The organism is Nocardioides sp. (assembly GCF_036503465.1).
Lineage (GTDB): Bacteria > Actinomycetota > Actinomycetes > Propionibacteriales > Nocardioidaceae > Nocardioides.
This window is the reverse complement of the sequence record NZ_DASXWU010000096.1, coordinates 1-25,545: the sequence shown is the minus strand read 5'-3', so window position 1 is coordinate 25,545 and position 25,545 is coordinate 1. Positions and strand designations below refer to the sequence as shown.

Here is a 25,545-nt window from a genome sequence, read left to right as displayed (position 1 = left end):
TGTCGTCACTCCACGGACATCAGGAGGGGGTAGCGGTCCTGCCCCCCGTCGTACACCACGACGTCGACATGGGCGTGCCGGTCGGCGACGTACTCCTCGCAGCGCTGGGCGAGACCGTTCGCACCGGTGCCGCTGACGAGGGTCACCAGCTCGCCGCCACCACCGAGCATCCGCTCGAGGATCTCGGTCGCGACGTCGGTCAGGTCGTGGCCGACGAGGGCGAAGTCGCCCTCGATCACGCCGAGCACGTCGCCGGGCTCGCACGGGCCGGCCATGGTGATCGCCCGGCGCGCGGCGATGGTGACCGCGCCGTGACGGGTGTGGCGAGCGGTCGCGGTCATCTCGAGCACGTCGGCGTCGAAGCCTCGGGCCGGCTCGTGGACCGCCAGTGCGGCGAGCCCCTGGACCTGCGCCTCGGTGGGGATCACCGCGACCCGCACGTCGAGGTCCTCCTCGGCGGTGCGGGCGGCGATCCGGGCTGCGCGGACGGAGTCGTGGTCGTTGGGCAGGATCACGATCTCGGCCGCCCCCGACTCGGTGACGGCCTCGAGGATCGCCCCGGTCGAGGGGCGGTTCCCGGGTCCGCCCTCGATCACGATCGCGCCGGCGTCGCCGAAGAGCCGGGCCAGGCCCGGGCCGGCGCTGACCGCGACGATGCGCCGACCGCTGCGGTCCTGGGCACGGCGGTCGGCCTGCTCTCGCTGGCGGGCGACCTGCTCGGCGAAGTGCGTGACCCGGACGCGGTGCGGTCGGCCGGCCGCGATGCCGGCCTCGATGGCGGCGCCCACGTCGTCGACGTGGACGTGGACGTTCCACAGCCGCTCCCCGCCCACCACGACCAGCGAGTCGCCGAGCGGTCCGAGAGCCTCGCGCAGCGCCGGCACGGCGTCGTCGTCGGCGTCGAGCAGGTACATCACCTCGTACGCCGGCCCGCCCTCGCGCAGGCCGGCGTGACCCGGGGGGCCGACGGGGACCGGGATCGTGTGGGAGCCGATCGGCTGCGGTGCCGAGACCGGCCGCCGGCCGGTGAGCACGGTCTCGGCCGCGTCGAGGACCACGCTGAGGCCACGGCCGCCGGCGTCCACGACCCCGGCCGCGCGGAGCTCCTCGAGCTGCTCGGGCGTGTGCGAGAGCGCCTCGCGGGCGGCCTCGGCCGCCGCCGCGAACACGTCACGAGCCCGCGTGCCGGCGTCCTCGGCACGGCGTACGGCGGCGTCGGAGGCGGCCCTCGCGACGGTGAGGATCGTCCCCTCGACCGGCGTGCCGACCGCGGCGTACGCCGCCTCCGTGGCCTCGGCCATCGCCTCGGCCATCAGCGTCGCGTTGCGCTCGCCTTTCTGCGCCCGGCCGATCCGGGCGACCAGTGCTCCGAGGAGCTGGCTGAGGATCACGCCGCTGTTGCCGCGCGCACCGAGCAGCGCGCCGCGCCGGAACGCGGCGAGCGCGGTGAGGAGGTCCGCGTCGTCCGCGGCTGCCTGGTGGATGGCGTCGCGGGCGGCACTCATCGTGAGGTACATGTTGGTGCCGGTGTCGCCGTCGGGCACCGGGTAGACGTTGAGGGCGTCGATCTCCTCGCGGGCGGCTGCCAGCGCGTCCACCGCGACGTCCACAAAGCGCCGGACGACCGCCAGCTCGATACCGCCTCCGGTGGGGGCCTCCATCGTCTGCCGTACGCTCCTGTGGGCTCGCGCCCGGCTCGCCCGGGCGGCTGCCAGGGTAATGGGCGGGAGGCCGGGTCGCTGATTGGTCCGTCCGAGGGGGCGTCGGATATTCTTTCCCGGTTGCCCGCTGCGCGCGGGCCCTCGTTCCACCTCAATCCAGGAGTACACCCGTGGCTGCCGTCTGCGACATCTGCGCCAAGAAGCCGGGCTTCGGCAACAACCGGCCGTGGTCGAAGAAGATCACCAAGCGGCGCTTCGACCCCAACATCCAGCGCGTCCGGGCGACCGTGAACGGCACCCGCAAGCGCCTCAACGTGTGCACCGGCTGCCTGAAGGCCGGCAAGGTCACGCGCTGACCGGCTGAAGGACTTCTGCCGAGCCCCGGGCCTGGTGGTCCGGGGCTTCGTGCTGTCCGGGAGCTCTAAGGGACGGTTCATCACGCTGGGTTGTCGAAGCAGCGCTCGGCCAGCGGAACTCATCTGGCCCAGAGGCGGCTCGACCACTCAGCGTGATGAACCGTCCGGCGGCGCCCACGACCAGCGGTCAGAAGTGCGTCCACCCCGTGGGGCCTTCGTACTCACCGCCGTCGACTGTGACGCCCGAGCCCTCGGAGACCGAGCCGATCACCGTCCAGCCGTCGGGTACGTCGGCGGAGGGGAACGTCGCCAGGAGGGAGTGGTCCTCGCCTCCGCCCAGGATGAAGCTGATCGGGTCGGCACCGGTGGCGGCCGCAACCGCCTGCAGCGGCTCGGGGACGTCGAAGGCGTCGCGGCGTACGTCGATCGCGACTCCGGACTCCTCCCCGAGGTGCCCCGCGTCGGCGAGCAGACCGTCGGAGACGTCGATCATCGACGTGGCGCCCGCGTCGGCCGCGACTCGACCGGCGTCGTACGGCGGCTCGGGACGGCGGTAGGCCTCGACCAGCACCCGGGGTGAGCGGAAGCCGCGGCCCAGCACGGCCAGCCCGCCGGCCGACCAGCCCTGGCGGCCGCACAGGGCCAGCACGTCGCCCGGCTCGGCGCCCGAGCGCAGGACCGGCGACCGGGTGCAGGAGCCGAGCACGGTCACCGCGATCACGATCATCTGGGCCGCCGTCAGGTCTCCCCCGACGACCGAGGCCCCCACCAGGCCGCACTCCTCGGCGAAGCCCTGCGCGAAATCGAGCGCCCACTGCGCGGGCAGGTCCCGCGGTGCCGCCAGGCCGATGGTCAGCGAGTGGGCTCGGCCGCCCATCGCGTTGATGTCGGAGAGGTTGGCGGCGGCCGCCCGGTGCCCGATGTCGGCGGCGGACACCCAGTCGCGACGGAAGTGGTTGCCCTCGACGAGCACGTCGGTCGAGACCACGATGTGACCGTTGCGGATCCGCAGGACGGCGGCGTCGTCACCCGGCCCGACCAGCACCTGCTCGCCCTGCGCGAAGACATCCTGGAGGCGTTCGATCAGGGGGAACTCGCCGGCCTCCGAGAGGGTCGCGTCAGCTGGGAACGACATGCGCACATCCCACCAGATCCCGGCCGTACGTCGTCCCGCACCCGGCCGGCGACCTGTCGGGCGCGACGTACCGCACGGTAGGTTGTGCCCGGCAGGTCAGCACGGCCCCCGATCCCCATCGTCGACCGGAGGAGACAACCATGGTCGTCCAGGCGTACCTCCTCATCCAGACCGACGTCGGCAAGGCCGCCGAGGTCGCCCGGGCCATCGCGCAGGTGAAGGGTGTGACCCTGGCCGAGGACGTCACCGGCCCGTACGACGTGATCGTTCGCGCCGAGGCGCGCAACGTCGACGAGCTGGGCAAGCTGGTCGTCTCCAAGGTGCAGAACCTCGAAGGAATCACCCGTACCCTCACCTGCCCGGTCGTCCACATCTGACCAGACCCGAACCGAACCGATCCGACACGACCCGATCTGCCTTGGCTCAACCCCCGTCGCGCCTCAGGCCGCACGTGCGGACCCGGGGCGCGCGTCTGTCCGTCGGGATGGCTTGCGTGGGGCTGGTCCTGGTCGCGTGCGGCAAGGAGCCGGTCAGCATCCCGACGCTCCGTCTGACACCCACCGACCAGGCGGTCTGTCAACGTGTGGTGAACGCGCTGCCCCATGACCTGGCCGGTCAGTCCCGCCGCAAGACTCAGCCTGCCGAGGCCCTCGGCGCCGCCTGGGGGGACCCGGCGATCATCGCCCAGTGCGGGGTGCCGGTGCCGGCGGACTTCTCGAAGACCGCGGGGTGCACAGAGGCGGACGGCGTCGGCTGGTTCGTGCCCGAGGCGCAGGTCGACGACGACTCGGAGGACGTCGTGATGTCCACCGCCGGGTACCGGCCGATCCTGCAGGTGACGGTCCCCGCGACGTACCGGCCCAACGGCCTGGCCGCGGCCATGGTCGAGCTGGCACCGATGGTCAAGCAGTACACGAAGCTCGTGAAGCCCTGCCACTGACCTCGGTCAGTCCCGGGCTCATCGAAGCCCCGTGGTACGCCGCAGCGCGAGCCGGATCAGCCGGTCCACCAGCGCCGGGTAGTCGACGCCGCTCGCCGCCCACATCCGCGGGTACATCGACGTCGGGGTGAAACCCGGCATCGTGTTGATCTCGTTGACGACCAGCGACCCGTCGGGCATCACGAAGAAGTCGACCCGGGCCAGTCCCTCGCCGTCGATCGCGGCGAACGCGCGCACCGCCATCTCGCGCAGCTCCGCCGCGGTCGCCTCCGGGAGGTCGGCCGGCACCGCGAGCTCGGTGTGCTCCTCGGGGAGGTACTTCGCCGCGAAGTCGTAGAACTCGTGCTCGCCACCCACGATGATCTCGGCCGGCACGCTGGTCTCAGGGGTGCCGTCCAGTGCCTCCAGCACGCCGCACTCGACCTCGCGAGCACCGACCGCGGCCTGCTCGACCAGCGCCTTCGGGTCGTGCCGGTGCGCCTCCTCCACGGCCGCGTCGAGCTCGCCGGCGTCGTGCACCTTGCCGATCCCCATGCTCGACCCGGCCCGGGCCGGCTTCACGAAGAGCGGGAAGCCGAGCTCGGCGACCCGGTGCCGGACACCGTCGGGGTCGCGGTACCACTCACGCGCGGTCACCGTGACCGAGGGCATCACGGGCAGCCCGGCCGCGCGGAGCACGAGCTTCGCGTAGGACTTGTCCATGCCGACGGCGCTCGCCAGCACCCCGGCACCGACGTACCGGACGCCGGCCATCTCGAACATCCCCTGGATCGTGCCGTCCTCACCCCACGGACCGTGGAGCAGGGGGAACACGACGTCGACCTCCCCGAGAGTGTGCGGCGGCTGTGACGGCTCGTGCACGACGAGGTCTGTGCTGCCCGCCTCGCGCAGCAGCGCGACCGTGGCCCGGTCACCGTCGACGCTCGGCAGCTGATCGGGCCCCTTGATCTGCAGCCGGTCGGTGTCACCGGACTCGAGCACCCAGCGCCCGTCCGGGGCGATCCCGATCGGCACCACGTCGTACGCCGTGCGGTCGATCGCCGCGAGCACGCTGCCCGCCGTGACGCAGCTGATCGCGTGCTCGCTGGAGCGTCCGCCGAAGACGATCGCGACGCGGGGCTTGCGGGTCGGGCCCGAGTGCTCGCTCATCGGACGCACCCTATCCGGGGCCGTGCCGCGCCCCCACCGCCTCGCCGTACGCTCGCGGCATGCCCGATCCGAGCGCAGCCGAGACCTGGTCCCCCGCCACCACCGCGGTCACCGCGGGCCGTCCGCCGCACGAGCCCGACCGCCCCCTCAACCACCCGATCACCATGGCGTCGACGTACGGCGCGACCGGCGACCTCGAGTACGGCCGCTACGGCAACCCCACGTGGTCGGCGTTCGAGGAGGCGCTCGGCGCCCTCGAAGGTGGCCGTTGCCTGGCGTTCTCGTCGGGCCTGGCCACGGTCGCGACCGTGCTGGACCTGGTCGGCCAGGGCGCGACGGTCGTCGCGCCGCGGCACGCCTACAACGGCACGGTCATGCAGGTGGCCGACCTCGAGGCCCGCGGCCGGCTGACCGCACGCCTGGTCGACGTCACCGACACCGAGGCCGTGGCCAAGGCCTGCGACGACGCGGCGCTGGTCTGGCTCGAGTCGCCGACCAACCCGGCTCTCGAGCTCGCCGACATCCAGACCATCGCCCGGGTCGCCCACGACGCGGGCGCGTACGTCGTCGTCGACAACACCTTCGCGACACCGTTGCGGCAGCGACCGCTGACGATGGGCGCCGACGTGGTCGTGCACTCGGCCACCAAGTACCTCGCGGGCCACGGCGACGCGATGCTCGGGGCGCTGGTCACCGCCGACGATCAGCTGTACGACGTCCTCAAGGGCAGGCGCGACCTGGTCGGCGCGATCCCCGGCACCCTGGAAGCATGGCTCGCGCTGCGCGGGCTGCGCACCCTCCACCTCCGGGTCGAGCGCGCCGAGAGCAACGCCCGCGACCTGGCCGAGCGCCTGCGCGCGCATCGGGCGGTGTCCGAGGTGCGCTACCCGGGATTCGGCGGCATCGTCTCGATCGTGCTCGACGGCGGCCCCGACGCCGCAGACCGACTGGTGCGGTCCACGTCGCTGTGGGTGCACGCGACCTCGCTCGGGGGGGTGGAGTCGACGTTGGAGCGTCGCCGCCGCTGGAAGTCCGAGCCGGCCACGATCCCCGATGCACTGGTGCGCCTCAGTGTCGGCGTCGAGGACGTGGAGGATCTGTGGGCCGACCTGGAGCGGGCACTCGAGGTCGTCGACACCTAGCGTCGGCGGCCGTCCGCGACGCGGCCCGGCGGGAGGTTCCCAGCCGATCCATGACGTTCCCGGCCGACATTTCACCCCGGAACGTCAGCCTTCCCCGGTGTACCGGGGAAACCGCCGCCCCGATCAGCCGCTAGTCGATCTCGGCTTTCGTGTCGCGGCGGATGAACGACTCCATCATGTCCGGCGCGGTCATCCGGCCGTCGACGACCGCCTCGACGTGCTCGGCGATCGGCGTGTCCACGCCCACCTTCTGGGCCAGCGCGACCAGCGAGGAGCAGGACTTGGCGCCCTCGGCCACCTGCCGGGTCGACGCGACGATCTCCTGGGTGGTCATGCCGAGCCCGAGCTTCTCGCCGAACGTCCGGTTGCGCGACAACGGTGACGAACACGTCGCCACCAGGTCGCCGAGCCCGGCAAGTCCCATCAGCGTCAGCGGGTTGGCATCCATGGCCATCGCCAGCCGAGCGGTCTCAGCCAGGCCGCGGGTGATCAGCGAAGCCGTGGTGTTGTCACCGAAGCCCAGCCCGACGGCCATCCCGACCGAGAGCGCGACGACGTTCTTGTAGGCGCCGCCGAGCTCACAGCCGACGACGTCGACGCTGGTGTAGGGGCGGAACGCGGGGCCGTGCACCAGGTGCTGCACCTGCTTGGCGACGTCCTCGTCGGTACACGCCACGACGGACGCGGCCGGCTCGCGCTGGGCGATCTCGTGGGACAGGTTGGGCCCGCTCACCACCGCGACGCGCGCAGCGTCGGCGCCGGTCACCTCGGTGATGACCTCGCTCATCCGTTTGAGGGTGCCGAGCTCGACGCCCTTCATCAGCGAGACCATCACCGCCGAGTCCGCGACGTACGGCGCCCACTGCTCCAGGTTGCTGCGGAACGTCTGCGACGGCACCGCGAACACCACGACGTCCGCGCCCGCGATCGCCTTCTCGGTGTCGTGGGTGGCGACCACGGCCGGCGGGAGCTCGACACCCGGGAGGTAGTCGGTGTTCTCACGACGCTGGTTGATGGTGTCGCAGACCTCCTCGCGGCGCGCCCACAACGTCACGCCGTTGCCCGCGTCCGCCAGCACCAGCGAGAACGCGGTCCCCCACGAACCCGCCCCGAGCACGGATACCTGCGTCATGCGCCCCTCGACCTCCGGTCGTCCTCGGCCCGCTGGGTCTTCCTGGGGTTGCCCGTCTCACGCAGGCCGGCCTTGCGCGGGTCGAACGGCTCGGGTGGCGGCACCTCGTGCCGAAGCTCTGCCACCAGGGCGGTGAGGGCCGCCATGATCCGCCTGGTCGCCTCGTTGACGGTCTCGGTGGTCCGCGGCTTGTCGCGCAGGTCGTCCAGCGGCACCGGGTCGCCGACCTTCATGGTGATCCGGGTGCGCGGGAACAGGTGCGGCTTCTTGGCGTACGGGTACAGCAGGTCGTGCGCACCCCACTGCCCGACCGGGATCACCGGGCACCCGGTCGCGAGCGCGATCCGCGCGGCACCGGACTTCCCGGCCATCGGCCACAGGTCGGGATCGCGGGTCAGGGTCCCCTCGGGGTAGACCACCACGCACTCGCCCGCCTCCACGGCGGCGACCGCTGCGTCGAACGCGCCCTTGGCGTTGCGGCTCAGGCGCTCGACCGGGATCTGGCCGGCGGCCGTGAGGAACGAGGCCAGCGCCTTGTTCCGGAAGAGGCCCGACTTCGCGAGGTAGCGCGGCATCCGGCCGTGGTCGTAGACCAGGTGAGCGGCGGTGATCGGGTCGACGTGGGACACGTGGTTGAAGACCAGGATGCAGCCGCCGGTGGCCGGGATCTTCTCGCCGTCGATCCAGGTGCGCCTCGTGGTCGCGAGCAGAGCCGGCTTCAGGATGCCCACGGCCAGGGTGAATGCCCATCCTCGCCTCTGCTGCAGGGGTCGCACGGGTCGAACAGTCACCAGCGTCCCTCCCGTCGTGGCACCCGAACCCTGCGTTCGCACGAGGTGTCCGGTCGGCCCGGCACCAGCGCCGGCGTTCGGGTCAGGCTACTCGGTCGGCGCGGGTCACCCGTCGCCTGACAGGATCGTCGCGATGAACACGTCGTACGTCGTCCTGCTGCCGGTGAAGCCGCCGGCACGCGGGAAGTCCCGGCTCGAGGGGGATCCGGTACGCCGTCGCACCCTGGCCGCCGCGTTCGCGCTCGACACCGCGCGGGCATGCCTCGCGGCCTCGTCGGTGACAGCGGTGCTCGCCGTCACCGACGACGCGAGGTTCGCCGGCGAGCTGCGCGCCGCCGGTTGCGAGGCGATTCCCGACGGCGTCGCCGGGGACCTCAACGAGTCGCTCCGCCAGGCCGCCGCCGAGGCGCAGCGACGCTGGCCGGACGCGACGCCGGTGGCCGTCTGCGCCGACCTGCCCGCACTGCACCCGGAAGATCTCGACGCCGCCCTCTCGTCCGCGGCCGGCGCCGCATTCGTGGCCGACCAGGACGAGGTCGGCACGACGCTGTACACCGCGCCGTACGACGTGTTCTTCCCGCGGTTCGGGCACAGGTCGCGGCAGGCACACCTCGACACGGGAGCCCGTGAGATCGCGGGAGACCTGCCCTCGCTGCGTCGCGACGTCGACGATGCCGACGCGCTCGCCGCGGCCACGGCGCTCGGGCTCGGAGCTCACACCCGACTCGCCATCCTGGTCTGACACGACGAAGGGGCCACCGATCCGGTGGCCCCTTCGTCGAGGAGTGGGTCAGCGCTTCGCGGTGCGCTTGGCCGTCTTCTTGGCGGCCCCGGCCTTCTTGGCCGTCGTCTTCTTCGCGGCCGTCGTCTTCTTCGCGGCCGTCTTCTTGGCCGGCGCGGACTTCCGGGCGGTCGTCTTCTTGGCGGCCGTCGACTTCTTCGCGGCCGTCTTCTTGGCCGGCGCGGACTTCCGGGCGGTCGTCTTCTTGGCAGCGGTCGACTTCTTCGCGGCGGTCTTCTTGGCCGGCGCGGACTTCCGGGCGGTCGTCTTCTTGGCGGCCGTCGTCTTCTTCGCGGCGGTCTTCTTGGCCGGCGCGGACTTCCGGGCCGTCGTCTTCTTGGCGGCCGTCGACTTCTTTGCCGCGGTCTTCTTGGTCGGGGCGGTGGCCCGCTTCGCCGCAGACGTCGACGCGGCGAGCGTCAGCTTGGGCAGCTTCCGGGCACCCGAGACGACGTTCTTGAGCTCTGCGCCGGCGGTGAACTTCGGAACGTGCGTCCGCTTGGCCTTGATCTGTTCGCCGGTCTGCGGGTTGCGGACCATGCGAGCTTCACGCACGCGCTTCTCGAACGAGCCGAAGCCCGTGATCGCGACCTTCTCGCCCTTGGCCACTTCGCGCGTGATCGTGTCCAGGACGGATTCCAGCGCGTGCTGCGCCTGCTTGCGGTTCCCCTCGAAACGCGCAGCCAGCGCGTCGATGAGCTGTGACTTGTTCACGGCTTCCCTTCCAATGAACGATCATGGCCGGCCCTTTTGCCCGGCTTCCCGACGAACGCTAGGTATTCGCGGCGTTCGTCACAATCACCACGCCGGGTTTGTCGGAGGTTTTTTCGCACCAAAGCGGCTCAACGGCGCCGGTTCGTGGCCCGTCAGCACCATCCGGTTTCCGCGCCGCGCACCCGACGACCGCGAGGACGAGAAGGGACGGACTACCGAGAATTCCCTTGCCCCGGTGGGAAATCGGCCCATCGACGGCCGCGCGCACCGTCAGAGCGTCGCTGGTTTCCACCTCGGTCGCGCGGACTCGAACGTCGTGATGTCGGCGTCGTGCGCGAGAGTCAACGAGATGTCGTCGAGCCCTTCGAGCAACCTCCAGCGCGTGTAGTCGTCGATGTCGAAGGAGTCCTCGATGACGTCCGGACCGTGGCCGGCGCGCAGCGTCCTCTCGACGAGGTCGACGCTGATGGTCGTGCCCGGCTCGGCGGCGAGCAGGTCCCACAGACGCAGGACGACCTTGTCGTCGACCTGCGCCGCGAGGAGACCCGCCTTGCCGGCGTTGCCGCGGAAGATGTCGCCGAAGCGCGGCGACAGCACCACCTTGAAGCCGTAGTTCTGCAGGGCCCACACGGCGTGCTCGCGGGACGAGCCGGTGCCGAAGTCGGGTCCCGCGACGAGGACGCTGCCCGCGTCGTACGGCTTCTGGTTCAGCACGAACGACGGGTCGCTGCGCCAGGCCGCGAAGAGACCGTCCTCGAAGCCGGTGCGGGTCACCCGCTTGAGGTAGACCGCGGGGATGATCTGGTCGGTGTCGACGTTGCTGCGCCGCAAGGGCACGCCGATGCCGGTGTGGGTCGTGAACGCTTCCATCAGATGGCCTTCAGGTCTGCGGGTGAGCTGAGGGTGCCGCGGATCGCCGTGGCGGCCGCGACGGGCACGGACACCAGGTGGGTGCGTCCCCCCTTGCCCTGCCGGCCCTCGAAGTTGCGGTTGGAGGTCGAGGCGCTTCGCTCCTGCGGAGCCAGCTGGTCGGGGTTCATGCCGAGGCACATCGAGCAGCCCGCGCCCCGCCACTCGGCACCCGCCTCCTTGAAGACCACGTCGAGGCCCTCGTCCTCGGCCTGCAGCCGCACCCGCGCCGATCCGGGGACCACGAGCATCCGCGTCCCGTCCGCGACCTTGCGCCCCTTGACGATCTCGGCCGCTGCCCGGAGGTCCTCGATCCGGCCGTTGGTGCACGAGCCGACGAAGACCGTGTCGACACTGATCTCGCGCATCGGGGTGCCGGGCTCGAGGCCCATGTACTCCAGGGCCTTGCGAGCACCGACCCGGTCGCTCTCCTCCTCGAAGTCGTCCGGGTCGGGTACCGAGCCGCCGAGAGGGACACCGTGACCGGGGTTGGTTCCCCAGGTGACGAACGGCGTCATCGTGCTCGCGTCGAGCACGATCTCCGCGTCGTACTCGGCGTCGTCGTCGGTGACCAGGCTCGTCCAATGCTCGACGGCGGCGTCCCAGTCCGCGCCCTTCGGCGCCTCGGGCCGGCCCTTCAGGTAGGCGAACGTCGTCCGGTCCGGCGCGATCAGCCCGGCCTTCGCGCCCCACTCGATGCTCATGTTGCAGACCGTCATCCGGGCCTCCATCGAGAGCGCCTCGATGGCGGAGCCGCGGTACTCCACGACGTACCCCTGACCCCCTCCGGTGCCGGCGTGGGCGATCAGCGTGAGCACGAGGTCCTTGGCGGTGACGCCCTCGGGCAGCTCGCCGGTGACCGTGACGGCCATGGTCCTCGGGCGGGCCTGCGGCAGCGTCTGGGTCGCCAGGACGTGCTCGACCTCCGAGGTTCCGATCCCGAACGCGAGTGCCCCGAACGCACCGTGCGTCGAGGTGTGGGAGTCGCCGCAGACGATGGTCATGCCGGGCTGGGTGAGCCCTAGCTGCGGGCCGATGATGTGCACGATCCCCTGGTCGAGGTCGCCGAGCGGGTGGAGCCGGATGCCGGACTCCTCGGCGTTCCTGCGCAGTGTCTCGACCTGGGTGCGGCTGACCGGGTCCTGGATGGGTCGGTCCCAGTCGAGCGTCGGCACGTTGTGGTCCTCGGTGGCGAGGGTCAGGTCGGGACGGCGTACCTGTCGGCCCGCGAGGCGGAGCCCGTCGAAGGCCTGCGGTGAGGTCACCTCGTGGATCAGGTGGAGATCGATGTACAGCAGGTCGGGCTCGCCGGTTCCTGGTGGGGTCGACCGGACGACGTGCTCGTCCCAGACCTTCTCGGCCAGGGTCCTGCCCATGTCTTCTCCTCCGTGCTCGGCGTCACCCCAGGGTACAACTTGCGTCCCATGATCTGAGACGGCAGTATTGCCATATGGACAACTCCAGTGGCGTGGGTGTGCTCGACAAGGCCGCCCTGGTACTCACCGCCCTCGAGTCTGGGCCGGCCACTCTGGCCGGCCTGGTCACCGCGACCGGACTGGCCCGGCCGACGGCGCACCGGCTCGCGGTCGCCCTGGAGCACCACCGCCTGGTCGCCCGCGACCTGCAGGGCCGGTTCGTGCTGGGGCCGCGGCTGTCCGAGCTGTCCGTCGCGGCCGGCGAGGACCGCCTCCTCGCCACGGCCGGACCGGTGCTGGCCCGGCTCCGCGACATCACCGGTGAGTCGTCCCAGCTGTGGCGCCGCCAGGGCGACTACCGGGTCTGCGTCGCCGCGGCCGAGCGGCCGTCGGGGCTCCGCGACACCATCCCGGTCGGCTCGCAGCTCACGATGCGCGCGGGCTCGGCGGCCCAGGTGCTGCTCGCGTGGGAGGACGCCGAGCGCATCCACCGGGGCCTGCAGAACGCCGCGTTCTCGGCGGCGGCCCTCTCCGGCATCCGTCGTCGCGGCTGGGCGCAGTCCGTGGGCGAGCGCGAGCAGGGCGTGGCCTCCGTGTCCGCCCCGGTGCGGTCGCCGTCCGGGAAGGTCGTCGCGGCCGTGTCCGTGAGCGGCCCTCTCGAGCGGCTGTCCCGCCAGCCCGGACGGATGCACGCTCCGGCCGTGGTCGCCGCCGGGGAGCGGCTGTCGGAGTCGCTGCGGCGGGCTGCTGCTGAGTGAGCGTGACGGTTCATCACGCTGAGTGGTCGAACCGGAACTGGGCCAGCGGAGTTCCCCTGGCCCAGCGCGGGTTCGCCTACTCAGCGTGATGAACCGGCCGCCACCCTCAGCCCCGCTTCATCACCAGCTCCACCAGGTTCCCGTCCGGGTCGGTGACGACCGCGTTGCGGTTGTTGTTGCCGGAGTCACGGGGTGGCGTGACGCTCGGTGCGCCGGCCGTGACCAGCTCGTCGTACGCCGCGTCGACGTCGTCGGTCCAGAGCACGAGCTGAAATCCACGGGTGCCGGGCGCCGCCTCGATGCCGTGCACACGGGCCGCTGCCTCGGCCGTGGAGAGGGCGACCGTGACCCCGTCGAGCCGGAGCTCGACGTGGTCCGGCGTCTCGGACGAGGGAGCGCGGAAGGTCTCCTCGAATCCCAGCAGTCCGCCGTAGAACGCGAGCGCCGCCGGCAGGTCGCGGGTGTAGATGTTGGTCATCGGGTCCGAGTAGGTCACCCGATCATCCTGCAGCATTCGTTGCCGTCACCGAGGTTTCGAGACGCCTCGACCCGCCCGCTCATCCTCGCCCTCGCACGCTCGGACGAGACGCGCTCAGAAGAGCGCGTCCTGCTCGATCTCCAGCAGCGTCTGCTTGCGCTCGACGCCGCCCGCGTAGCCGGTCAGCGTGCCGTCCGCCCCGATCACCCGGTGACAGGGGATGACGATCGGGATCGGGTTGCTGCCGTTGGCCAGCCCGACCGCGCGGGAGGCGGCGTTGGACTTGCCGAGCCGCCGCGCGATCTCGCCGTACGACGCGGTGTCGCCGTACCCGATCTCCAGCAGCTGCGCCCACACCGCCTTCTGGAACGCGCTGCCGCTGGGATCGAGCGGGAGGTCGAACTCCTTGAGGTCGCGGTCGAAGTACGCACGGAGCTGCCGGACCGCCTCGGCCAGCAACGGATGGGCGTCGTCGCGGTCGCCGCGCGGGCGGCCGTCGTGGTCACGGAACGGGGCGTACTCGATCGCGGTGATCGCGCCGGCGTGCTCGACGATCCGCAGGTCGCCGACGGGTGAGTCCATCACGGTCCACATGTCAGTGTCCCTTTCTGCTCGGAGAGAGTGTCGTGGTCGGGGAGAGGGTCTGCCAGAGATGGAGCTGTGCGTACGAGCGCCAGGGCCGCCATCCCTCGGCATGTCGCAGGGCATCCGTCGGGTCGATCCCGCGTAGGCGGAACGCGTCACGGATGCCGATGTCGGTGGGCAGGAAGACGTCGGGGTGACCGAGGGCGCGGAGCGCGATGTAGTCAGCGGTCCACGGACCGATGCCCGGGATCTCGAGCAGGCGCCGGCGAACGTCGTCGCGATCAGCGCCGCGGTCGAGCGACAGGTCGCCCTCGGCCAGGGCTCGGCACACGGCCAGCAGCGCCCGGCCGCGCGAGCGCGGCATCGGCAGGGACTCGGGCTCGAGCTGGGCCAGTCGCGCCGCCGTGGGGAAGAGATGGGTCAAGCCGTCCGCCGGCGACCCGATCCGCTCGCCGTACCGCTCGGTGAGTCGGCCGGCCGCGGTGCGCGCCGCCGCCACCGTGACCTGCTGGCCGACCACGGCACGCACGGCGATCTCGTCGCCGTCGACATGACCGGGCACCCGGAGACCCGGGGTCTGGCGGACCAACGGCCCCAGCACGGGATCGCCCGCGAACGCATCGCCGATCGCCACCGGGTCGCAGTCGGCGTCGACCAGTCGGCGTACCCGCTCGACGGCGGCAGCGAGGTCGCGCAGGTCGGTGAGCCGGAAGGTCGCTGCCACGAACGCCGTCGGACCACGCTCGGCGTGGTCGTCGAGCTCGAGCTCGACGATTCCGGTGCCGTGCGGGAGCCGAAGGGTGCGGGCGTACGTCGTGTCCGTGGCCACCTCGACGCCCGCGACGGCACGCACGGCGAGGAAGTGCAGCAGCGCGCGGCCCGCGAACGGCGTGCGCACCGCCAGCCGCAACTGGAGAGTGCCACCCCGGTCGGCACCCTTCCCGCGCCCGCCCCGGAGCCGGGTCGGGGTCGCGTCGTACACCTCGCGGATCGTGTCGTTGAACTGCCGCACGCTGCTGAACCCCGCCGCGAACGCCACATCGGCGGCGCCCAGGTCGGTGGTCTCGAGCAGCGTCCGGGCCGTCTGGGCACGCTTCGCCCGGGCCAGGGCCAGCGGACCGGCGCCGAGCTCCTGGGTGAGGATCCGCGACAAGTGCCGGGTGGTGTAGCCGATACGTCGCGCCACACCGTCGACGCCCTCGCGGTCGACGACGCCGTCGGCGATCAGGCGCATCGCCCGGCCGGCCACGTCGGCGGCGACGTCCCAGTCGGGACTGCCCGGCGTCGCGTCCGGCAGACACCTCTTGCAGGCCCGGTAGCCGGACGCCTGTGCGGCCGCGGCCGTCGGATGGAACGTGACGTTGTGGAACGCAGGTGTGCGGGCCGGGCACGACGGGCGGCAGTAGATGCCCGTCGTCCGGACCGCCGTGTAGAACACGCCGTCGAACCTGCGGTCGCGGCTCTTCACCGCGCGGTAGCAGGACTCGAGGTCCAGGTGCATCGGCGAGGTCGACGGGGTCATGCCCCCATTCTGGCCCAGGCCACCGACACGCTCTGGCGGGAATCGGACGCGTGGGCGCTCACCGTCCCGTGCTGCTCACGACGCCGCGCTCATAGGCGTAGACGACCGCCTGCGCCCGGTCTCGGGCGCCGATCTTGGCGAAGACCCGTCCGACGTGCGTCTTCACCGTGGCCTGGCTGAGCACCAGTTCGTCGGCGATCTCGGCGTTGGACAGACCGCCGGCGATCAGCCGGAGCACCTCACGCTCGCGCGGGGTGAGCGACTCCAGGTCTGACCAGTCGACGTCCGGTCGCCGGTGCGTGGCCAAGAATGTCGTGATCAGCCGCCGGGTCACGGTCGGAGCCAGCAGGGCCTCGCCCGCGTGCACCGTGCGGATCGCCTCGGCCAGGACCTCGGCCTTGACGTCCTTGAGCAGGAACCCGCTCGCGCCGGCCTCGAGTCCGGCGTACACGAGCTCGTCGAGATCGAACGTCGTCAGGATCAGCACCTTCGGACCGCTCGACGTCGCAGTCACTCGGCGGGTCGCCTCGATCCCGTCGAGCACCGGCATCCGGATGTCCATCAGCACGACGTCCGGGTGCAGTCGTCCGCTTTGTGACACCGCGGCCGCGCCGTCCCCGGCCTCGCCCACGACGGTCAGGTCGGGCTCGCGCTCAAGGATCAGCCGGAAGCCCATGCGGACCAGGTCCTGGTCGTCGACGATCAGGACGCGGATCATCCGGGGATGCCCGCTGGAGTGCCCAGGGGCTCGAGCCGCAGCTCCTCCACCGGGAGTCGGGCGGACACCCTGAACCCGTGTCCGGTCGGGCCGGTCGTGGTCGGTTTCCTGGTGCTCGGGATCGACGGGCTACGACGTCCCGGTGCGCGCTGGCTCGCGCTGCTGCCGCTTGTCACGATGCTCGTCGCCATCGGTGCCGACGACCGCGGTGGGTTCTTGCTGCTCGGGGCCGCCTGGGGTGCGCTGGCTGTGGGCGGCGCAGCAACGGGACGCGGCGAGGAGGCCGCGCAACCCGCCTAGGGTGCGCACTCCCGAATTGGGAGACGTGCCTCAGCGGCGGATCTTGTCGACGACCCACCACGCGCCGGGCAGCAGGCCCGCGGCCAGGAGGATCTTGAGCGCATCACCGACCAGGAAGTCCTTGACCCCGAGGTCCCAGGCGTCCTGCGCGCCGACCCCGAGCGCGTGCGCAAGCCAGGTGGCGCCGAAGGCGTAGATCACGACGTTGCCCAGGACCATGGTCGGCAGCGAGCGCCAGGGCTTGCGGTCCCAGCCGCGGTCGGCGAGCCAGCCCACCAGTCCGGCCGCCACGAGCATGCCGACCAGGTATCCGCCCGTGGCGGAGGAGAACCGAAGCACGTCCCAGCCGGACGAGTGACCCGCGAAGACGCCGTACCCGAGCCCGCCGACGACGAGGTACGTCGCGAAGGTGACGAACCCGCGCCGTGCGCCGTACGCCCCACCCACGAGCAGCGCGCCGAACGTCTGACCGGTGATCGGGACCGGGGTGTGCGGGAGGTTGATCGAGACCTGCGCCGAGAGGGCGATCAGGGCGACGCCAGCGGCGACGAGGACGGCGTCGGCCACGAGTGCGGCGACGCGGTTGCTCGGGCGGACCAGCGTGGGGACGATCGCGGTGGAGGACATGGCCGGGAGCCTAGCGGCGGGCGAGAGCCAGGTGGAACGCGGTGGCCATCGACGGCGCGGATGCGGCCTCACGCAGGGGCGGTACGCCGAGCACCTCGGCGTACAGGCGGCTCAGTGAGAGCTGCGAGAGGGGCTGGGAGACCACCTCTGCGCGCACGCCCGGGTGGATGACGACGGTGAGCACGGTGTTGCCCTGTGAGCCGTCGTCCTCGTCGGCGGTGATCACGATCGCGAGGCGTCCGGAGCGGAAGTCGGGTCCGGACATCGCCAGCCCGACCACCTGGCGCAACCACGCATCGGCCGTGGCGAGCGAGCAGTCGTGGGCGTCGTGGCAGACGTCGGGGACCACCATGCCGGCGTCCGGAAGATGACCCGCGCGGACGTCCGCGGCGAAGCGCGCCAGAGGCGTGTCGAACGTGCGGCACTCGGCCCGCTCGTCGACGAAGTAGGTCCACGGGTTGTGGCGGACGGCGTACTCCCCCGCCGAGGTGAGGAAGCAGGACGACGGCATGGCGTCGGCGTACACGCGTGCGGTCAGCCCGGCCCGGAGCGCCTCGCCGAACACCGACGGTCCGTGCAGGGGATGGGCCGACGGGTCGTCGTCGTCGTTCACGCCGAAGGTCGAGCCGCCGGCGATCGCGAGGTAGTTCGGCAGGGACGGGTGGGTCATCGCGCGGTACGCCGTGGCGTAGCCGTAGCGGTGCGCCAGCGCGTAGGTCCAAGGCATCTGGCTGCGCATCTCGTCGAGGGAGTGGTTCTCGACCACGAAGACGAGCAGCTTGCCGGCCGCGGGCGCGACCGGTATCCCGGTCGCCGACGGCGCCGGCGTCCGGGTGTGCCGGCTCGGGTGCCTCGCCGGGTGCTGGGTCGGATGAGGGGTGGGCCTCGGGGTCGACGTCGGCTCCCGCGGGGAGGGCGACGCCGATGGTGCGGCGGTCGATGTCCGGGCGCCGCCGCACCCCGCGAGCGCACACATCAGCACGACCGCCCCCGCGACCCGCCGACGGTGTGCCATTCGGCCGACGCTACCGGGGCCTCGATCGGCGTACGCAGCGGCGCAGAAAGCAGAGGTGCGCGCCTTCTCAGTGCTGCGCGACCGGCGTATCGTCACGGACGCGCCCACTCCCGGGGTCGAGGGCGAGCATCACCCGGGGGGAACCAGATGATGCCTTCCGCAGCGAGGGCCTTCCAGAGTGCGCCGTCCAGTGCGGCCCCGTGCTCCTTCACCACCTCCTCTTCGGCAACGACCACGCCGTGTCCTCGGCAGGTCCACGGCTACCCGTGATGGCGGCGCTCTCAGGCGACCGGAAGTCGACGTCTCCCACGTCACCAACACACCAGACATCCAGCCAAGGAATGGTTCGCATGACAGACACCGACATCGAGACCGGCTCTCGGATCGAGCCGCCCGGCCCAGGGACCTGGGAGCTCGACCCGGTCCACTTCCCGCGCCCGGTGACCAGGTACTACGCCACCACCTCCCACGCGTTCAGACGTGGTACGGCGGAGGTCATGGCGTACTACGGGATGCCGATCGAGGCGATGCTCAGCGAGGTCGTCGGCGGCTTCGTGTACCACCAGATGGTTCCGGTCGACCCCGCCGAGATGCCGGCCCGCATCCAGCGCGCCGAGGAGGTCTTCGCCGACAAGCTGTGGCGCGACCAGCTGCGCGAGTGGGACGAGGTCGCGAAGCCGGCATCGATCCAGCGCCATCGCGACCTGCAGGCGGTCGACCCCGATGCACTCTCGGACGCCGAGCTCTGTGACTACCTGACCCGGTGCCAGGACCACCACGCCGAGATGCGCTACCAGCACATGCGCTTCACGGGGGCTGCCGTCGTCTCCGTCGGTGACCTGCTGGCACATGCGGTGGAGTGGGCTCACGTCAGCCCGGCTGATGTCCTGGCGACCACGCGCGGTGCCGCACCCGTCTCGGCCGGCGCCTCGGCCGAGCAGGAGCGGCTGGTCGCGGCTCTGGCCGGCGACTCCGCCGCGCGTGACCTGCTGGAGTCGGACGACGACCCGGCGATGGTGCTCGACAAGCTGCGCACCTTGGGCAACGAGGTGAGCGAGGCGGTGTCGGCGTACCTCGACCTCGTCGGCTGCCGGCTGCTCGACGGGTTCGACATCTCCGGCCGCTACGCCCTGGAGATGCCTGATGCGCTGGTCCGGACGATCCGCGCCTGGGCGGCCGGCCGGGCCGAGACCGGACCCGACCCGGAGCACAAGCTCGCCGAGATGCGGGCCCAGGTGCCTGAAGAACACCGTGCGGAGTTCGACGACCTGGTCGCCGAGGCGAGACTGATGTCCCGGATCCGCGACGAGCGCGGGGTGTACTCCGACATCTGGGCCTCGGGCATCATGCGCCGGGCCGCCCTCGGCGCCGGGCGACGGCTGGCCAGCACCGGCCGGCTGCTCGAGCCGGAGCACATCGTCGACGCCACCGTCGAGGAGATGGTGCAGATCATCTCCGGACAGGGCGGGCCCTCGGCGGAAGAGCTGGCCGGGCGCGCGGCGTACCGGGCTGCCCACACGGCCAAGGACGCGCCACCCGTCCTCGGCCCGCCTCCTACGCCCCCGCCGCCGCCCGACGGTCTGCCGCCGGCGGCCGCCCGGATGGTGCGAGCCTTCGGCACCGCCATGTCGATGCTGTTCGGCAGCTTCGAGCCCGCGGCCGATGACGAGGAGCGGGAGGCGCTACGCGGACTCTCGGCGAGCGGCGGGGTGTACGTCGGGCCCGCTCGCCTCGTCCACGGTCCGGCCGACTTCGACCGGATCCAGGAAGGCGACGTGCTCGTCACGGAGTCGACGACCGAGGCGTTCAACATCCTGCTGCCCCTGCTGGGCGCGATCGTGACCGACAGCGGCGGACTGCTGTCCCACTCGGCCATCGTGGCCCGCGAGTACGGCATCCCGGGTGTCGTGGGCACCCGCGAGGCCACGAGCCGGTTCACCGACGGGATGCGGCTGCGCGTCGACGGCGACGCCGGGGAGGTGACGACCGTCTCGTGACGAGCACCGTCGTACCGCTCGAGGAGGCTCGCGAGGAGTCCCTGTTCGGGGCGAAGGCCGTCGGACTCGGGGAGGCCATGCGCGCGGGCCTCCCCGTACCGCCCGGGCTCGCGCTCACCGGTGACGTCACCGAGGCGATCGCCGCCGACGACCCGGACGCCCTCGCCCGCTTGGTCGAGGCGGCCCAGCCCTTGACCTACCCCCTCGCCGTGCGCTCCTCGGCGGTGGACGAGGACGGTGCCGCTGCGAGCTTCGCGGGCCAGCACCTGACGCTGCTCAACGTGACCTCGACGGAGGGGCTCGGCCCGGCGATCAGGGAGATCTGGTGGTCGGCGAACACCGACTCGGTGATCAGCTATCGCAAGCGGGTCGGCCTGTTCACGCGCCCGAGCGTAGGTGTCGTCGTCCAGAGCCTGCTCGATCCAGAGGTGGCCGGCGTGATGTTCACCCAGAACCCGGTGACCGGCGCCGACGAGCGGGTGATCGAGGCGAGCTGGGGGCTGGGCGAGGTGGTCGTGGCGGCCCGGGTGATCCCCGACAACTTCCGCCTCTCACGCTCCGGTGAGGTGCTGGGCCGGCATGCCGGGGTCAAGGAGGTCGCCATCCGACCGGTCGCGACCGGTGGCACCGTCGAGGAGGCCGTGGCCCCCGAGCGGGTCGAGGCTCTCTGCCTCGACGACCAGGCGCTCGAGGCGCTCGGCTTGCTGGCGGCACGGTGCGAGGAGGTCTACGGTCCCGGCCGCGACATCGAGTGGGCGTACGCCGACGGCACGCTCTATCTGCTCCAGTGCCGCGCGGTGACGCACGCCGCGCCGACCCGGCCACGTCCGGTCTCGGCATCCGCTGCTCCGAGCGAGGTCATCGGCGCCGTGCCCCTCTTCGCCGGGCTGAGCGAGGCGGAGGTCGATCGGGTGGCCCGGCTGTTCAAGGAGCGGGAGTTCGTGGCCGGCGAGACGATCATCAAAGAAGGCGTCGGGGCCGCTGCGTTCTTCGTGATCCTCTCCGGAGAGGTCGCGGTCTCCGTCCACGGCAAGCCCACGTCGACCCTCACCAGGGGCGACTACTTCGGCGAGGTCGCCCTGATCGACGAGGGCGCCCGGTCGGCCACGATCACCGCGGCCACCGACGTCGTGTGCCAGGGCCTCACCTACTGGGAGTTCCGTCCCCTCGTGCAGAGCAACGCGACCATCGCGTGGAACCTCCTGCAGACGCTGGCGAGACGGCTCCGCTCCGCCGAGCGGGAATGAGCCGCGGTTGCCGACGGGCGAGCTCACCGGCCGGCACGCGGATGGGTCGCCGCCACCACCGCCGTGAGCAGCGCGTCGCGGCGGGACGCCAGCTCGGCATGCGGGACCGTCGCGGTGACCTCTCTCATGCCTTCCACCAAGGTGGCGACCGTCGCGTCGTCGAGGTGCGGGACTCCCAGGTCGTCCCACCAGGTGTTGAAGCTGTCGGCGTAGTGCTCGCAGAACTGTTCGAGGCCGCCATCGGCGCCCAGGTGGAACAAGTGCGTGGGACCCATCGTCGCCCATCGCAGCCCGGGTCCGGAGGAGACCGCCTTGTCGACGTCCACGACACTGGCGACGCCCTCGTTGACGAGGTGGATGGCCTCTCGCCACAGGGCCGCCTGGAGCCGGTTGGCGACATGTCCGGGTACCTCGCGCCGCACCTCGATGGTCACCTTCCCGACCGACTCGTAGAAAGCGCGAGCACGGCCGACCACGCCGCCGGCGGTGCGGTCGTTGCCCATCACCTCGACCAGCGGGATCAGGTGTGGGGGATTGAACGGATGCCCCAGAACGAAACGGCGCGGGTCCTCCCAGCCGCCCTGCAGCTCGGTCAACGTCAGCCCGGAGGCTGATGTCGCGACCACGGCGTCGGGCGCGAGGGCGCCTTCGATGTGGGCATACAGCGCGTGCTTGATGGCAACCCGTTCGGGGACGCTCTCCTGCACGAACTGCGCGCCTTCGACCGCCTCCCGCGCGTCGGTGCAGAAGACCAGCTCGCCCTCGGGGGCATTGGATGCTGCGAGACCCAGGGCTCTCAGCGTCGGCCACGCGTGCTCGACCGACTCGCGCACGTGTTGCTCGGCGCCGGGGGCGGGGTCATGGACCGCGACGTCTTTCCCTGCGGCCAGGAAGAGGGCGGCCCAGCTGCGACCGATGAGGCCGGCACCCAGTGCCGCGATGCGGGTGACCTCAGGACCGTCGGAGGGTGACACGAGCGGCTCCCTTCAGGCCGAGACGCTCACGAGCCTGCTCCGGGGTCGCCACGGTGTGGCCGAGCGACTCGATGATGCTGCGGACCTTGGCGACCTGGTGGGCGTTGGACGGCGTCAGCTCGCGGGGCCCCAGGTACAGGCTGTCCTCCATACCGACGCGGAGGTTGCCGCCGAGCATGGCGGCCTGGGTCGCGAACGACATCTGGTGCCGACCCGCCGCGAGCACCGACCACTCATAGCTGGCACCGAACAGCTTGTTCGCGATGGTGTGCATGTGCTGAAGGTTGTCCAGGTCGGCCCCGACACCCCCGAGGACTCCGAAGACCATCTGCACGAAGAACGGCGGCTCGAGCCAGCCCTGGTCGATGAGCCACGCCAGGTTGTAGAGATGGCCGAGGTCGTAGCACTCGAACTCGAACCTGGTCCCGTGCCCCTGCCAGAGTTCCTTCACGACGTATTCGATGTCGGCGAAGGTGTTGCGGAAGATGAAGTCGCGCGTCATCTCCAGGAACGCCGGCTCCCACTCGTGCTTCCACTGGGAGTACTTCTCGGCCATCGGGAAGATGCCGAAGTTCAGCGACCCGACGTTGAGCGAGGCCATCTCCGGTGAGGTCGCCACCGCCGCGCGGAGCCGCTCCTCGCGGGTCATGCCCAGCCCGCCGCCCGTCGAGACGTTCATCACCGCGTCGCAGCTCTGGGCGATCCTGGACATGAAGTCGTGGAACAGCTCGGGCCGGGGGTCGGGCTGGCCGGTCTCGGGGTTGCGGGCATGAAGGTGGACGATCGCGGCACCCGCCTCGACGGCCTCGATCGAGGCCTCGGCGATCTCCTCCGGGGTGGTCGGCAGGTGCGGCGACATGGTCGGGTTGTGGATGCCCCCCGTGGGGGCGCAGGTGATGATGACCGGCTTCGGCATGTCGAGCTCCTAGATGCTCCCGGCAACCGCGGGGGCCGCGGCGTCGGGGACCGGCTCCGGTGGCCGCACGGCCTCGCGGTACGCCTCGAGGACCAGCCCGTGGAAGTGGTGCACGCCGTGCTCGGACAGTCCGGAACCGTCACGGGCAGGGTCGAAGACGATGCGGCCCTGGTCGAACGCCGGCGTGGACATGCCTCGCTGCACGCTCTCGACCAGTGCGATGTCCTGCTGCTGCAGCACGCCGTCGATGTAGTGGACGGACTCGACCTCGGCCGCCGTCAGCTCGGTGGTCTCCAGGTAGAAGTCCCAGGTCTCCAGTGTCCGGTCCGGTCCGGCGGGGATGACCTGGAAGACCATGAAGTTGCCGCGACCCGGATAGCGCAGCAGGCACGTGTTCGGCCACAACCACCACACGGCGTGCTCGGTCACCTGCGCCCCGGACACGTCGTACGCCGCGTTCGTGTGCTTGCCGGCTTCGGCGAAGTGCGACGACCAGATGCCATGGGTCCTGACCGCGTAGGTGTCCATGTCGACCAGGTCGACGAACTCCTTGTGGGCGATGTGGCAGTGGTAGCACTCCAGGAAGTTGTCGATGACGTTCTTCCAGTTGGTCGCCACGTCGTAGGTCAGCCGCTTGGCGTGGGTCAGGCCTTCCACGTCGGGTGCCCAGAACGCGATCTCCTCGGCGAGGTCCGGTGCCTGCTGCTGGAGCGGTTCGGCTCTCCTGTCGAGGTTGACGTACACCATGCCGCCGAACTCCTCGACCTGCACCTGGTCCAGGCAGACCTCGCGCTTGTCGAAGGTCTGCATCCTGTCGGCGCGACGGGCGGCCTTCAGTGATCCGTCGAGGCCGTAGGTCCAGGCGTGGTACGGACAGACGATCTTGCGAGTAGTCCCCGACCCGCTCAGCAGCTCGTGGGCTCGGTGTTTGCAGACGTTGTAGAAGGCTCGGAGCTCCCCACCCTTGCCGCGCACGACCGCGATCGGCATCCCGGCGACAGTGGCCGAGACGTAGTCACCGGGCTCACGCAGCTTCTCGCCGTGGCAGACCCACTGCCAGGCGCGCGCGAAGATCGCCCGCTGCTCGAACGCGGCCCACTTCGCATCGGTGTAAGCCTCGGCCCGGAGGGACCACGACCGCGCCGGGTCCGGGTCGTATCCCGCCGCGACCCGCTCGGCATCCTGCGAGGTGACCTGTGCCATGGCCGCAGCCTAGATCGAGACTGGACGATCGTTCAATATTTCCCTGGACATTCGTCCAATGTCGTGTGTCCTGCCCGAGGGAGGCTCGTTGGACAACTACGCTCGACCGGTGAGTGCCGAGCACCCGGCCGAGCCGGAGAGAGACCGGCAGCAGCGCATCCTGGATGCGGTGCTGAGCCTTCTCGCCCGGCGGGGCATCGGCGGCGTCAGCATGCGCAGCGTGGCCAAGGAGGCCGGCGTGTCGCTGGGCCTCCTGAACTACTACTACGAGGACAAGGTCGGCCTGATCCGCGCCGCCCTGCATCGCATCGAGGCAGACGACATCGAGCTCTTGGCGCCAGACCCCGCCCTGCCTCCCGAGAAGCGCCTGAGGGCCGCGCTGCACCGAGTGGTCGAGCCGGAGTTCCTGACCACGGACTACCTGTCCCTACGACTCCAGCTCTGGTCCCTGGCCCAGGCCCGCGACGACTTCGCCGAGATCAACACGGCCGCTCAGCAGCGCTATCGCGGCGGGCTGGCCGACCTCATCAAGGACGCGCGACCCGAACTGACCCGTCGCGAGTGCAACAAGCGAGCAGCCGACATCGACGTCATCCAGAACGGTCTGTGGCTCACCGCCCTCCTCGGGCTCGACCAGGCGTCGCTGAGAAGATCGGTCGCGCGATGCGAGGCCATCGCCTTCGACGACTCGTAGCTCCTCGTCGAACGCGCGGAGTACATGCGACAACCGAACAGACCTCCGCGACATGGAAAGCCATCAGCGTTTCCCGCTGGTCAGGACCGCTTTCCGGAGTGGTACCCCCGACCGGATTCGAACCGGCGCTACCGCCTTGAGAGGGCGGCGTGCTAGGCCGCTACACAACGGGGGCGAGCACGTGAACACGCGAAGAGGGACTTTATCGAAGCCCCTGGAACGCACAAAATCCCGGCACTCGGCCGGGATTTCGAGACGCGTCGCTCTCCTTCGGCCTCGCAAGCTCGGCCGACGCGCTCGGAGCTGGGGTACTAGGACTCGAACCTAGACTAACTGAACCAGAATCAGTCGTGCTGCCAATTACACCATACCCCTCGGGGGTGTCG

General features: G+C 71.1%; 27 protein-coding genes and 2 tRNA genes. 10 read left to right on the top strand and 19 right to left on the bottom strand.

Features of this window, described 5'->3' with window-relative positions:
- Window positions 1–5: 5 nt before the first annotated feature.
- Complete coding sequence (locus VGK78_RS17900) at window positions 6–1,661, bottom strand: DAK2 domain-containing protein (RefSeq protein ID WP_331529088.1); 1,656 nt, start codon at window positions 1,659–1,661, stop codon at window positions 6–8.
- Between the two features lie 170 nt (window positions 1,662–1,831).
- On the opposite strand from VGK78_RS17900, the gene rpmB reads away from it, so the two are divergent.
- The gene (gene rpmB, locus VGK78_RS17895) at window positions 1,832–2,017 is read left to right on the top strand and encodes a 50S ribosomal protein L28 (protein ID WP_331529087.1); all 186 of its coding nucleotides are present in this window, start codon (window positions 1,832–1,834) and stop codon (window positions 2,015–2,017) included.
- Window positions 2,018–2,204: 187 nt separating this feature from the next.
- On the opposite strand, the gene VGK78_RS17890 is transcribed toward rpmB, so the two are convergent.
- Window positions 2,205–3,152, bottom strand: a complete 948-nt coding sequence (locus VGK78_RS17890) for a thiamine-phosphate kinase (protein WP_331529086.1) — start codon at window positions 3,150–3,152, stop codon at window positions 2,205–2,207.
- Between the two features lie 140 nt (window positions 3,153–3,292).
- On the opposite strand from VGK78_RS17890, the gene VGK78_RS17885 reads away from it, so the two are divergent.
- Window positions 3,293–3,529, top strand: a complete 237-nt coding sequence (locus VGK78_RS17885) for an Lrp/AsnC ligand binding domain-containing protein (protein ID WP_331529085.1) — start codon at window positions 3,293–3,295, stop codon at window positions 3,527–3,529.
- Window positions 3,530–3,645: 116 nt separating this feature from the next.
- Window positions 3,646–4,092 carry a DUF3515 domain-containing protein gene (locus VGK78_RS17880; protein WP_331529084.1) on the top strand — a complete coding sequence of 149 codons (447 nt, stop codon included), beginning with the start codon at window positions 3,646–3,648 and terminating at the stop codon, window positions 4,090–4,092.
- A gap of 18 nt (window positions 4,093–4,110) precedes the next feature.
- On the opposite strand, the gene VGK78_RS17875 is transcribed toward VGK78_RS17880, so the two are convergent.
- The gene (locus VGK78_RS17875; RefSeq protein WP_331529083.1) at window positions 4,111–5,241 is read right to left on the bottom strand and encodes a D-alanine--D-alanine ligase family protein; all 1,131 of its coding nucleotides are present in this window, start codon (window positions 5,239–5,241) and stop codon (window positions 4,111–4,113) included.
- A gap of 59 nt (window positions 5,242–5,300) precedes the next feature.
- Here VGK78_RS17875 and VGK78_RS17870 point away from each other — a divergent pair, with 59 nt between their 5' ends.
- Entirely contained in the window at window positions 5,301–6,383 is a 1,083-nt protein-coding gene (locus tag VGK78_RS17870; protein ID WP_331529082.1) for an aminotransferase class I/II-fold pyridoxal phosphate-dependent enzyme, read from the top strand.
- Window positions 6,384–6,513: 130 nt separating this feature from the next.
- Here the strand turns inward: VGK78_RS17870 and VGK78_RS17865 are convergent, their stop codons facing one another.
- Together VGK78_RS17865 and VGK78_RS17860 are read right to left on the bottom strand one after the other, a co-directional pair.
- Window positions 6,514–7,515: an NAD(P)H-dependent glycerol-3-phosphate dehydrogenase gene (locus VGK78_RS17865; RefSeq protein WP_331529081.1), complete on the bottom strand. Its 1,002-nt coding sequence runs from the start codon at window positions 7,513–7,515 to the stop codon at window positions 6,514–6,516.
- Window positions 7,512–8,246, bottom strand: a complete 735-nt coding sequence (locus VGK78_RS17860) for a lysophospholipid acyltransferase family protein (protein ID WP_331529080.1) — start codon at window positions 8,244–8,246, stop codon at window positions 7,512–7,514. Before VGK78_RS17860 ends, VGK78_RS17865 begins: the two co-directional genes overlap by 4 nt.
- A 193-nt stretch (window positions 8,247–8,439) precedes the next feature.
- On the opposite strand from VGK78_RS17860, the gene cofC reads away from it, so the two are divergent.
- On the top strand, window positions 8,440–9,048 hold the full coding sequence (gene cofC, locus VGK78_RS17855) for a 2-phospho-L-lactate guanylyltransferase (RefSeq protein ID WP_331529079.1): 609 nt from the start codon (window positions 8,440–8,442) through the stop codon (window positions 9,046–9,048).
- Window positions 9,049–9,096: 48 nt separating this feature from the next.
- Here the strand turns inward: cofC and VGK78_RS17850 are convergent, their stop codons facing one another.
- From VGK78_RS17850 to leuC, 3 genes are all read right to left on the bottom strand, one after another.
- Window positions 9,097–9,801 carry an HU family DNA-binding protein gene (locus VGK78_RS17850; RefSeq protein ID WP_331529078.1) on the bottom strand — a complete coding sequence of 235 codons (705 nt, stop codon included), beginning with the start codon at window positions 9,799–9,801 and terminating at the stop codon, window positions 9,097–9,099.
- Window positions 9,802–10,071: 270 nt separating this feature from the next.
- Window positions 10,072–10,671: a 3-isopropylmalate dehydratase small subunit gene (gene leuD / locus VGK78_RS17845; protein ID WP_331529077.1), complete on the bottom strand. Its 600-nt coding sequence runs from the start codon at window positions 10,669–10,671 to the stop codon at window positions 10,072–10,074.
- Window positions 10,671–12,086, bottom strand: coding sequence for a 3-isopropylmalate dehydratase large subunit (gene leuC, locus VGK78_RS17840; RefSeq protein WP_331529076.1), 1,416 nt, complete (start codon window positions 12,084–12,086; stop codon window positions 10,671–10,673). Before leuC ends, leuD begins: the two co-directional genes overlap by 1 nt.
- Window positions 12,087–12,160: 74 nt before the next feature.
- Between leuC and VGK78_RS17835 the strand changes: the two genes are divergently transcribed.
- Window positions 12,161–12,883 (top strand): IclR family transcriptional regulator, encoded by a 723-nt coding sequence (locus VGK78_RS17835; RefSeq protein ID WP_331529075.1) that lies wholly within the window; start codon window positions 12,161–12,163, stop codon window positions 12,881–12,883.
- Window positions 12,884–12,989: 106 nt separating this feature from the next.
- On the opposite strand, the gene VGK78_RS17830 is transcribed toward VGK78_RS17835, so the two are convergent.
- The 4 genes from VGK78_RS17830 to VGK78_RS17815 form a co-directional block, all read right to left on the bottom strand.
- On the bottom strand, window positions 12,990–13,379 hold the full coding sequence (locus VGK78_RS17830; RefSeq protein ID WP_331529074.1) for a VOC family protein: 390 nt from the start codon (window positions 13,377–13,379) through the stop codon (window positions 12,990–12,992).
- Window positions 13,380–13,475: 96 nt separating this feature from the next.
- The gene (locus VGK78_RS17825; RefSeq protein WP_331529073.1) at window positions 13,476–13,955 is read right to left on the bottom strand and encodes a methylated-DNA--[protein]-cysteine S-methyltransferase; all 480 of its coding nucleotides are present in this window, start codon (window positions 13,953–13,955) and stop codon (window positions 13,476–13,478) included.
- A gap of 1 nt (window position 13,956) precedes the next feature.
- Entirely contained in the window at window positions 13,957–15,468 is a 1,512-nt protein-coding gene (locus VGK78_RS17820; RefSeq protein ID WP_331529072.1) for an AlkA N-terminal domain-containing protein, read from the bottom strand.
- Window positions 15,469–15,526: 58 nt separating this feature from the next.
- Window positions 15,527–16,186: a response regulator transcription factor gene (locus VGK78_RS17815; RefSeq protein ID WP_331529071.1), complete on the bottom strand. Its 660-nt coding sequence runs from the start codon at window positions 16,184–16,186 to the stop codon at window positions 15,527–15,529.
- A 6-nt stretch (window positions 16,187–16,192) separates the two neighbouring features.
- On the opposite strand from VGK78_RS17815, the gene VGK78_RS17810 reads away from it, so the two are divergent.
- Window positions 16,193–16,486, top strand: a complete 294-nt coding sequence (locus VGK78_RS17810) for a hypothetical protein (protein WP_331529070.1) — start codon at window positions 16,193–16,195, stop codon at window positions 16,484–16,486.
- Between the two features lie 30 nt (window positions 16,487–16,516).
- Here VGK78_RS17810 and VGK78_RS17805 read toward each other — a convergent pair whose 3' ends face one another.
- Both VGK78_RS17805 and VGK78_RS17800 read right to left on the bottom strand, forming a co-directional pair.
- The gene (locus VGK78_RS17805) at window positions 16,517–17,113 is read right to left on the bottom strand and encodes a biotin transporter BioY (protein ID WP_331529069.1); all 597 of its coding nucleotides are present in this window, start codon (window positions 17,111–17,113) and stop codon (window positions 16,517–16,519) included.
- 10 nt (window positions 17,114–17,123) lie between these two features.
- Window positions 17,124–18,128, bottom strand: a complete 1,005-nt coding sequence (locus tag VGK78_RS17800) for an alkaline phosphatase family protein (protein WP_331529068.1) — start codon at window positions 18,126–18,128, stop codon at window positions 17,124–17,126.
- 350 nt (window positions 18,129–18,478) lie between these two features.
- Between VGK78_RS17800 and VGK78_RS17795 the strand changes: the two genes are divergently transcribed.
- Both VGK78_RS17795 and VGK78_RS17790 read left to right on the top strand, forming a co-directional pair.
- A complete protein-coding gene (locus tag VGK78_RS17795) occupies window positions 18,479–20,125 on the top strand; it encodes a PEP-utilizing enzyme (RefSeq protein WP_331529067.1) in 1,647 nt (548 codons plus the stop codon).
- Window positions 20,122–21,372 (top strand): PEP/pyruvate-binding domain-containing protein, encoded by a 1,251-nt coding sequence (locus VGK78_RS17790; RefSeq protein ID WP_331529066.1) that lies wholly within the window; start codon window positions 20,122–20,124, stop codon window positions 21,370–21,372. The genes VGK78_RS17795 and VGK78_RS17790 overlap by 4 nt, the downstream gene beginning before the upstream one ends.
- A gap of 23 nt (window positions 21,373–21,395) precedes the next feature.
- Here VGK78_RS17790 and VGK78_RS17785 read toward each other — a convergent pair whose 3' ends face one another.
- Genes VGK78_RS17785 through VGK78_RS17775 form a run of 3 tightly spaced genes read right to left on the bottom strand, consistent with a single transcriptional unit; the run spans window position 21,396 to window position 24,465 of the window.
- Window positions 21,396–22,346 carry a 3-hydroxyacyl-CoA dehydrogenase NAD-binding domain-containing protein gene (locus VGK78_RS17785; RefSeq protein ID WP_331529065.1) on the bottom strand — a complete coding sequence of 317 codons (951 nt, stop codon included), beginning with the start codon at window positions 22,344–22,346 and terminating at the stop codon, window positions 21,396–21,398.
- Window positions 22,324–23,262, bottom strand: a complete 939-nt coding sequence (locus VGK78_RS17780; RefSeq protein ID WP_331529064.1) for a 3-keto-5-aminohexanoate cleavage protein — start codon at window positions 23,260–23,262, stop codon at window positions 22,324–22,326. The genes VGK78_RS17785 and VGK78_RS17780 overlap by 23 nt, the downstream gene beginning before the upstream one ends.
- Before the next feature lie 9 nt (window positions 23,263–23,271).
- Window positions 23,272–24,465 (bottom strand): aromatic ring-hydroxylating oxygenase subunit alpha, encoded by a 1,194-nt coding sequence (locus VGK78_RS17775; protein WP_331529063.1) that lies wholly within the window; start codon window positions 24,463–24,465, stop codon window positions 23,272–23,274.
- Between the two features lie 109 nt (window positions 24,466–24,574).
- On the opposite strand from VGK78_RS17775, the gene VGK78_RS17770 reads away from it, so the two are divergent.
- Window positions 24,575–25,159, top strand: coding sequence for a TetR/AcrR family transcriptional regulator (locus tag VGK78_RS17770; RefSeq protein WP_331529062.1), 585 nt, complete (start codon window positions 24,575–24,577; stop codon window positions 25,157–25,159).
- Between the two features lie 99 nt (window positions 25,160–25,258).
- On the opposite strand, the gene VGK78_RS17765 is transcribed toward VGK78_RS17770, so the two are convergent.
- Window positions 25,259–25,334: transfer RNA gene (locus tag VGK78_RS17765), tRNA-Glu, on the bottom strand.
- A gap of 128 nt (window positions 25,335–25,462) precedes the next feature.
- Window positions 25,463–25,534 (bottom strand) — tRNA-Gln (locus VGK78_RS17760).
- Between the last annotated feature and the right edge of the window lie 11 nt (window positions 25,535–25,545).

What these genes read in the sequence shown, in the direction of transcription:
- VGK78_RS17900 (WP_331529088.1), bottom strand. Translation starts at nt 1,661, where the DNA reads ATGGAGGCCCCCACCGGAGGCGGTATCGAGCTGGCGGTCGTCCGGCGC.
- VGK78_RS17890 (WP_331529086.1), bottom strand. Translation starts at nt 3,152, where the DNA reads ATGTCGTTCCCAGCTGACGCGACCCTCTCGGAGGCCGGCGAGTTCCCC.
- VGK78_RS17885 (WP_331529085.1), top strand. Translation starts at nt 3,293, where the DNA reads ATGGTCGTCCAGGCGTACCTCCTCATCCAGACCGACGTCGGCAAGGCC.
- VGK78_RS17875 (WP_331529083.1), bottom strand. Translation starts at nt 5,241, where the DNA reads ATGAGCGAGCACTCGGGCCCGACCCGCAAGCCCCGCGTCGCGATCGTC.
- VGK78_RS17870 (WP_331529082.1), top strand. Translation starts at nt 5,301, where the DNA reads ATGCCCGATCCGAGCGCAGCCGAGACCTGGTCCCCCGCCACCACCGCG.
- VGK78_RS17865 (WP_331529081.1), bottom strand. Translation starts at nt 7,515, where the DNA reads ATGACGCAGGTATCCGTGCTCGGGGCGGGTTCGTGGGGGACCGCGTTC.
- cofC (WP_331529079.1), top strand. Translation starts at nt 8,440, where the DNA reads ATGAACACGTCGTACGTCGTCCTGCTGCCGGTGAAGCCGCCGGCACGC.
- leuD (WP_331529077.1), bottom strand. Translation starts at nt 10,671, where the DNA reads ATGGAAGCGTTCACGACCCACACCGGCATCGGCGTGCCCTTGCGGCGC.
- leuC (WP_331529076.1), bottom strand. Translation starts at nt 12,086, where the DNA reads ATGGGCAGGACCCTGGCCGAGAAGGTCTGGGACGAGCACGTCGTCCGG.
- VGK78_RS17835 (WP_331529075.1), top strand. Translation starts at nt 12,161, where the DNA reads ATGGACAACTCCAGTGGCGTGGGTGTGCTCGACAAGGCCGCCCTGGTA.
- VGK78_RS17825 (WP_331529073.1), bottom strand. Translation starts at nt 13,955, where the DNA reads ATGTGGACCGTGATGGACTCACCCGTCGGCGACCTGCGGATCGTCGAG.
- VGK78_RS17820 (WP_331529072.1), bottom strand. Translation starts at nt 15,468, where the DNA reads ATGACCCCGTCGACCTCGCCGATGCACCTGGACCTCGAGTCCTGCTAC.
- VGK78_RS17815 (WP_331529071.1), bottom strand. Translation starts at nt 16,186, where the DNA reads ATGATCCGCGTCCTGATCGTCGACGACCAGGACCTGGTCCGCATGGGC.
- VGK78_RS17810 (WP_331529070.1), top strand. Translation starts at nt 16,193, where the DNA reads ATGCCCGCTGGAGTGCCCAGGGGCTCGAGCCGCAGCTCCTCCACCGGG.
- VGK78_RS17805 (WP_331529069.1), bottom strand. Translation starts at nt 17,113, where the DNA reads ATGTCCTCCACCGCGATCGTCCCCACGCTGGTCCGCCCGAGCAACCGC.
- VGK78_RS17800 (WP_331529068.1), bottom strand. Translation starts at nt 18,128, where the DNA reads ATGGCACACCGTCGGCGGGTCGCGGGGGCGGTCGTGCTGATGTGTGCG.
- VGK78_RS17795 (WP_331529067.1), top strand. Translation starts at nt 18,479, where the DNA reads ATGACAGACACCGACATCGAGACCGGCTCTCGGATCGAGCCGCCCGGC.
- VGK78_RS17780 (WP_331529064.1), bottom strand. Translation starts at nt 23,262, where the DNA reads ATGCCGAAGCCGGTCATCATCACCTGCGCCCCCACGGGGGGCATCCAC.
- VGK78_RS17775 (WP_331529063.1), bottom strand. Translation starts at nt 24,465, where the DNA reads ATGGCACAGGTCACCTCGCAGGATGCCGAGCGGGTCGCGGCGGGATAC.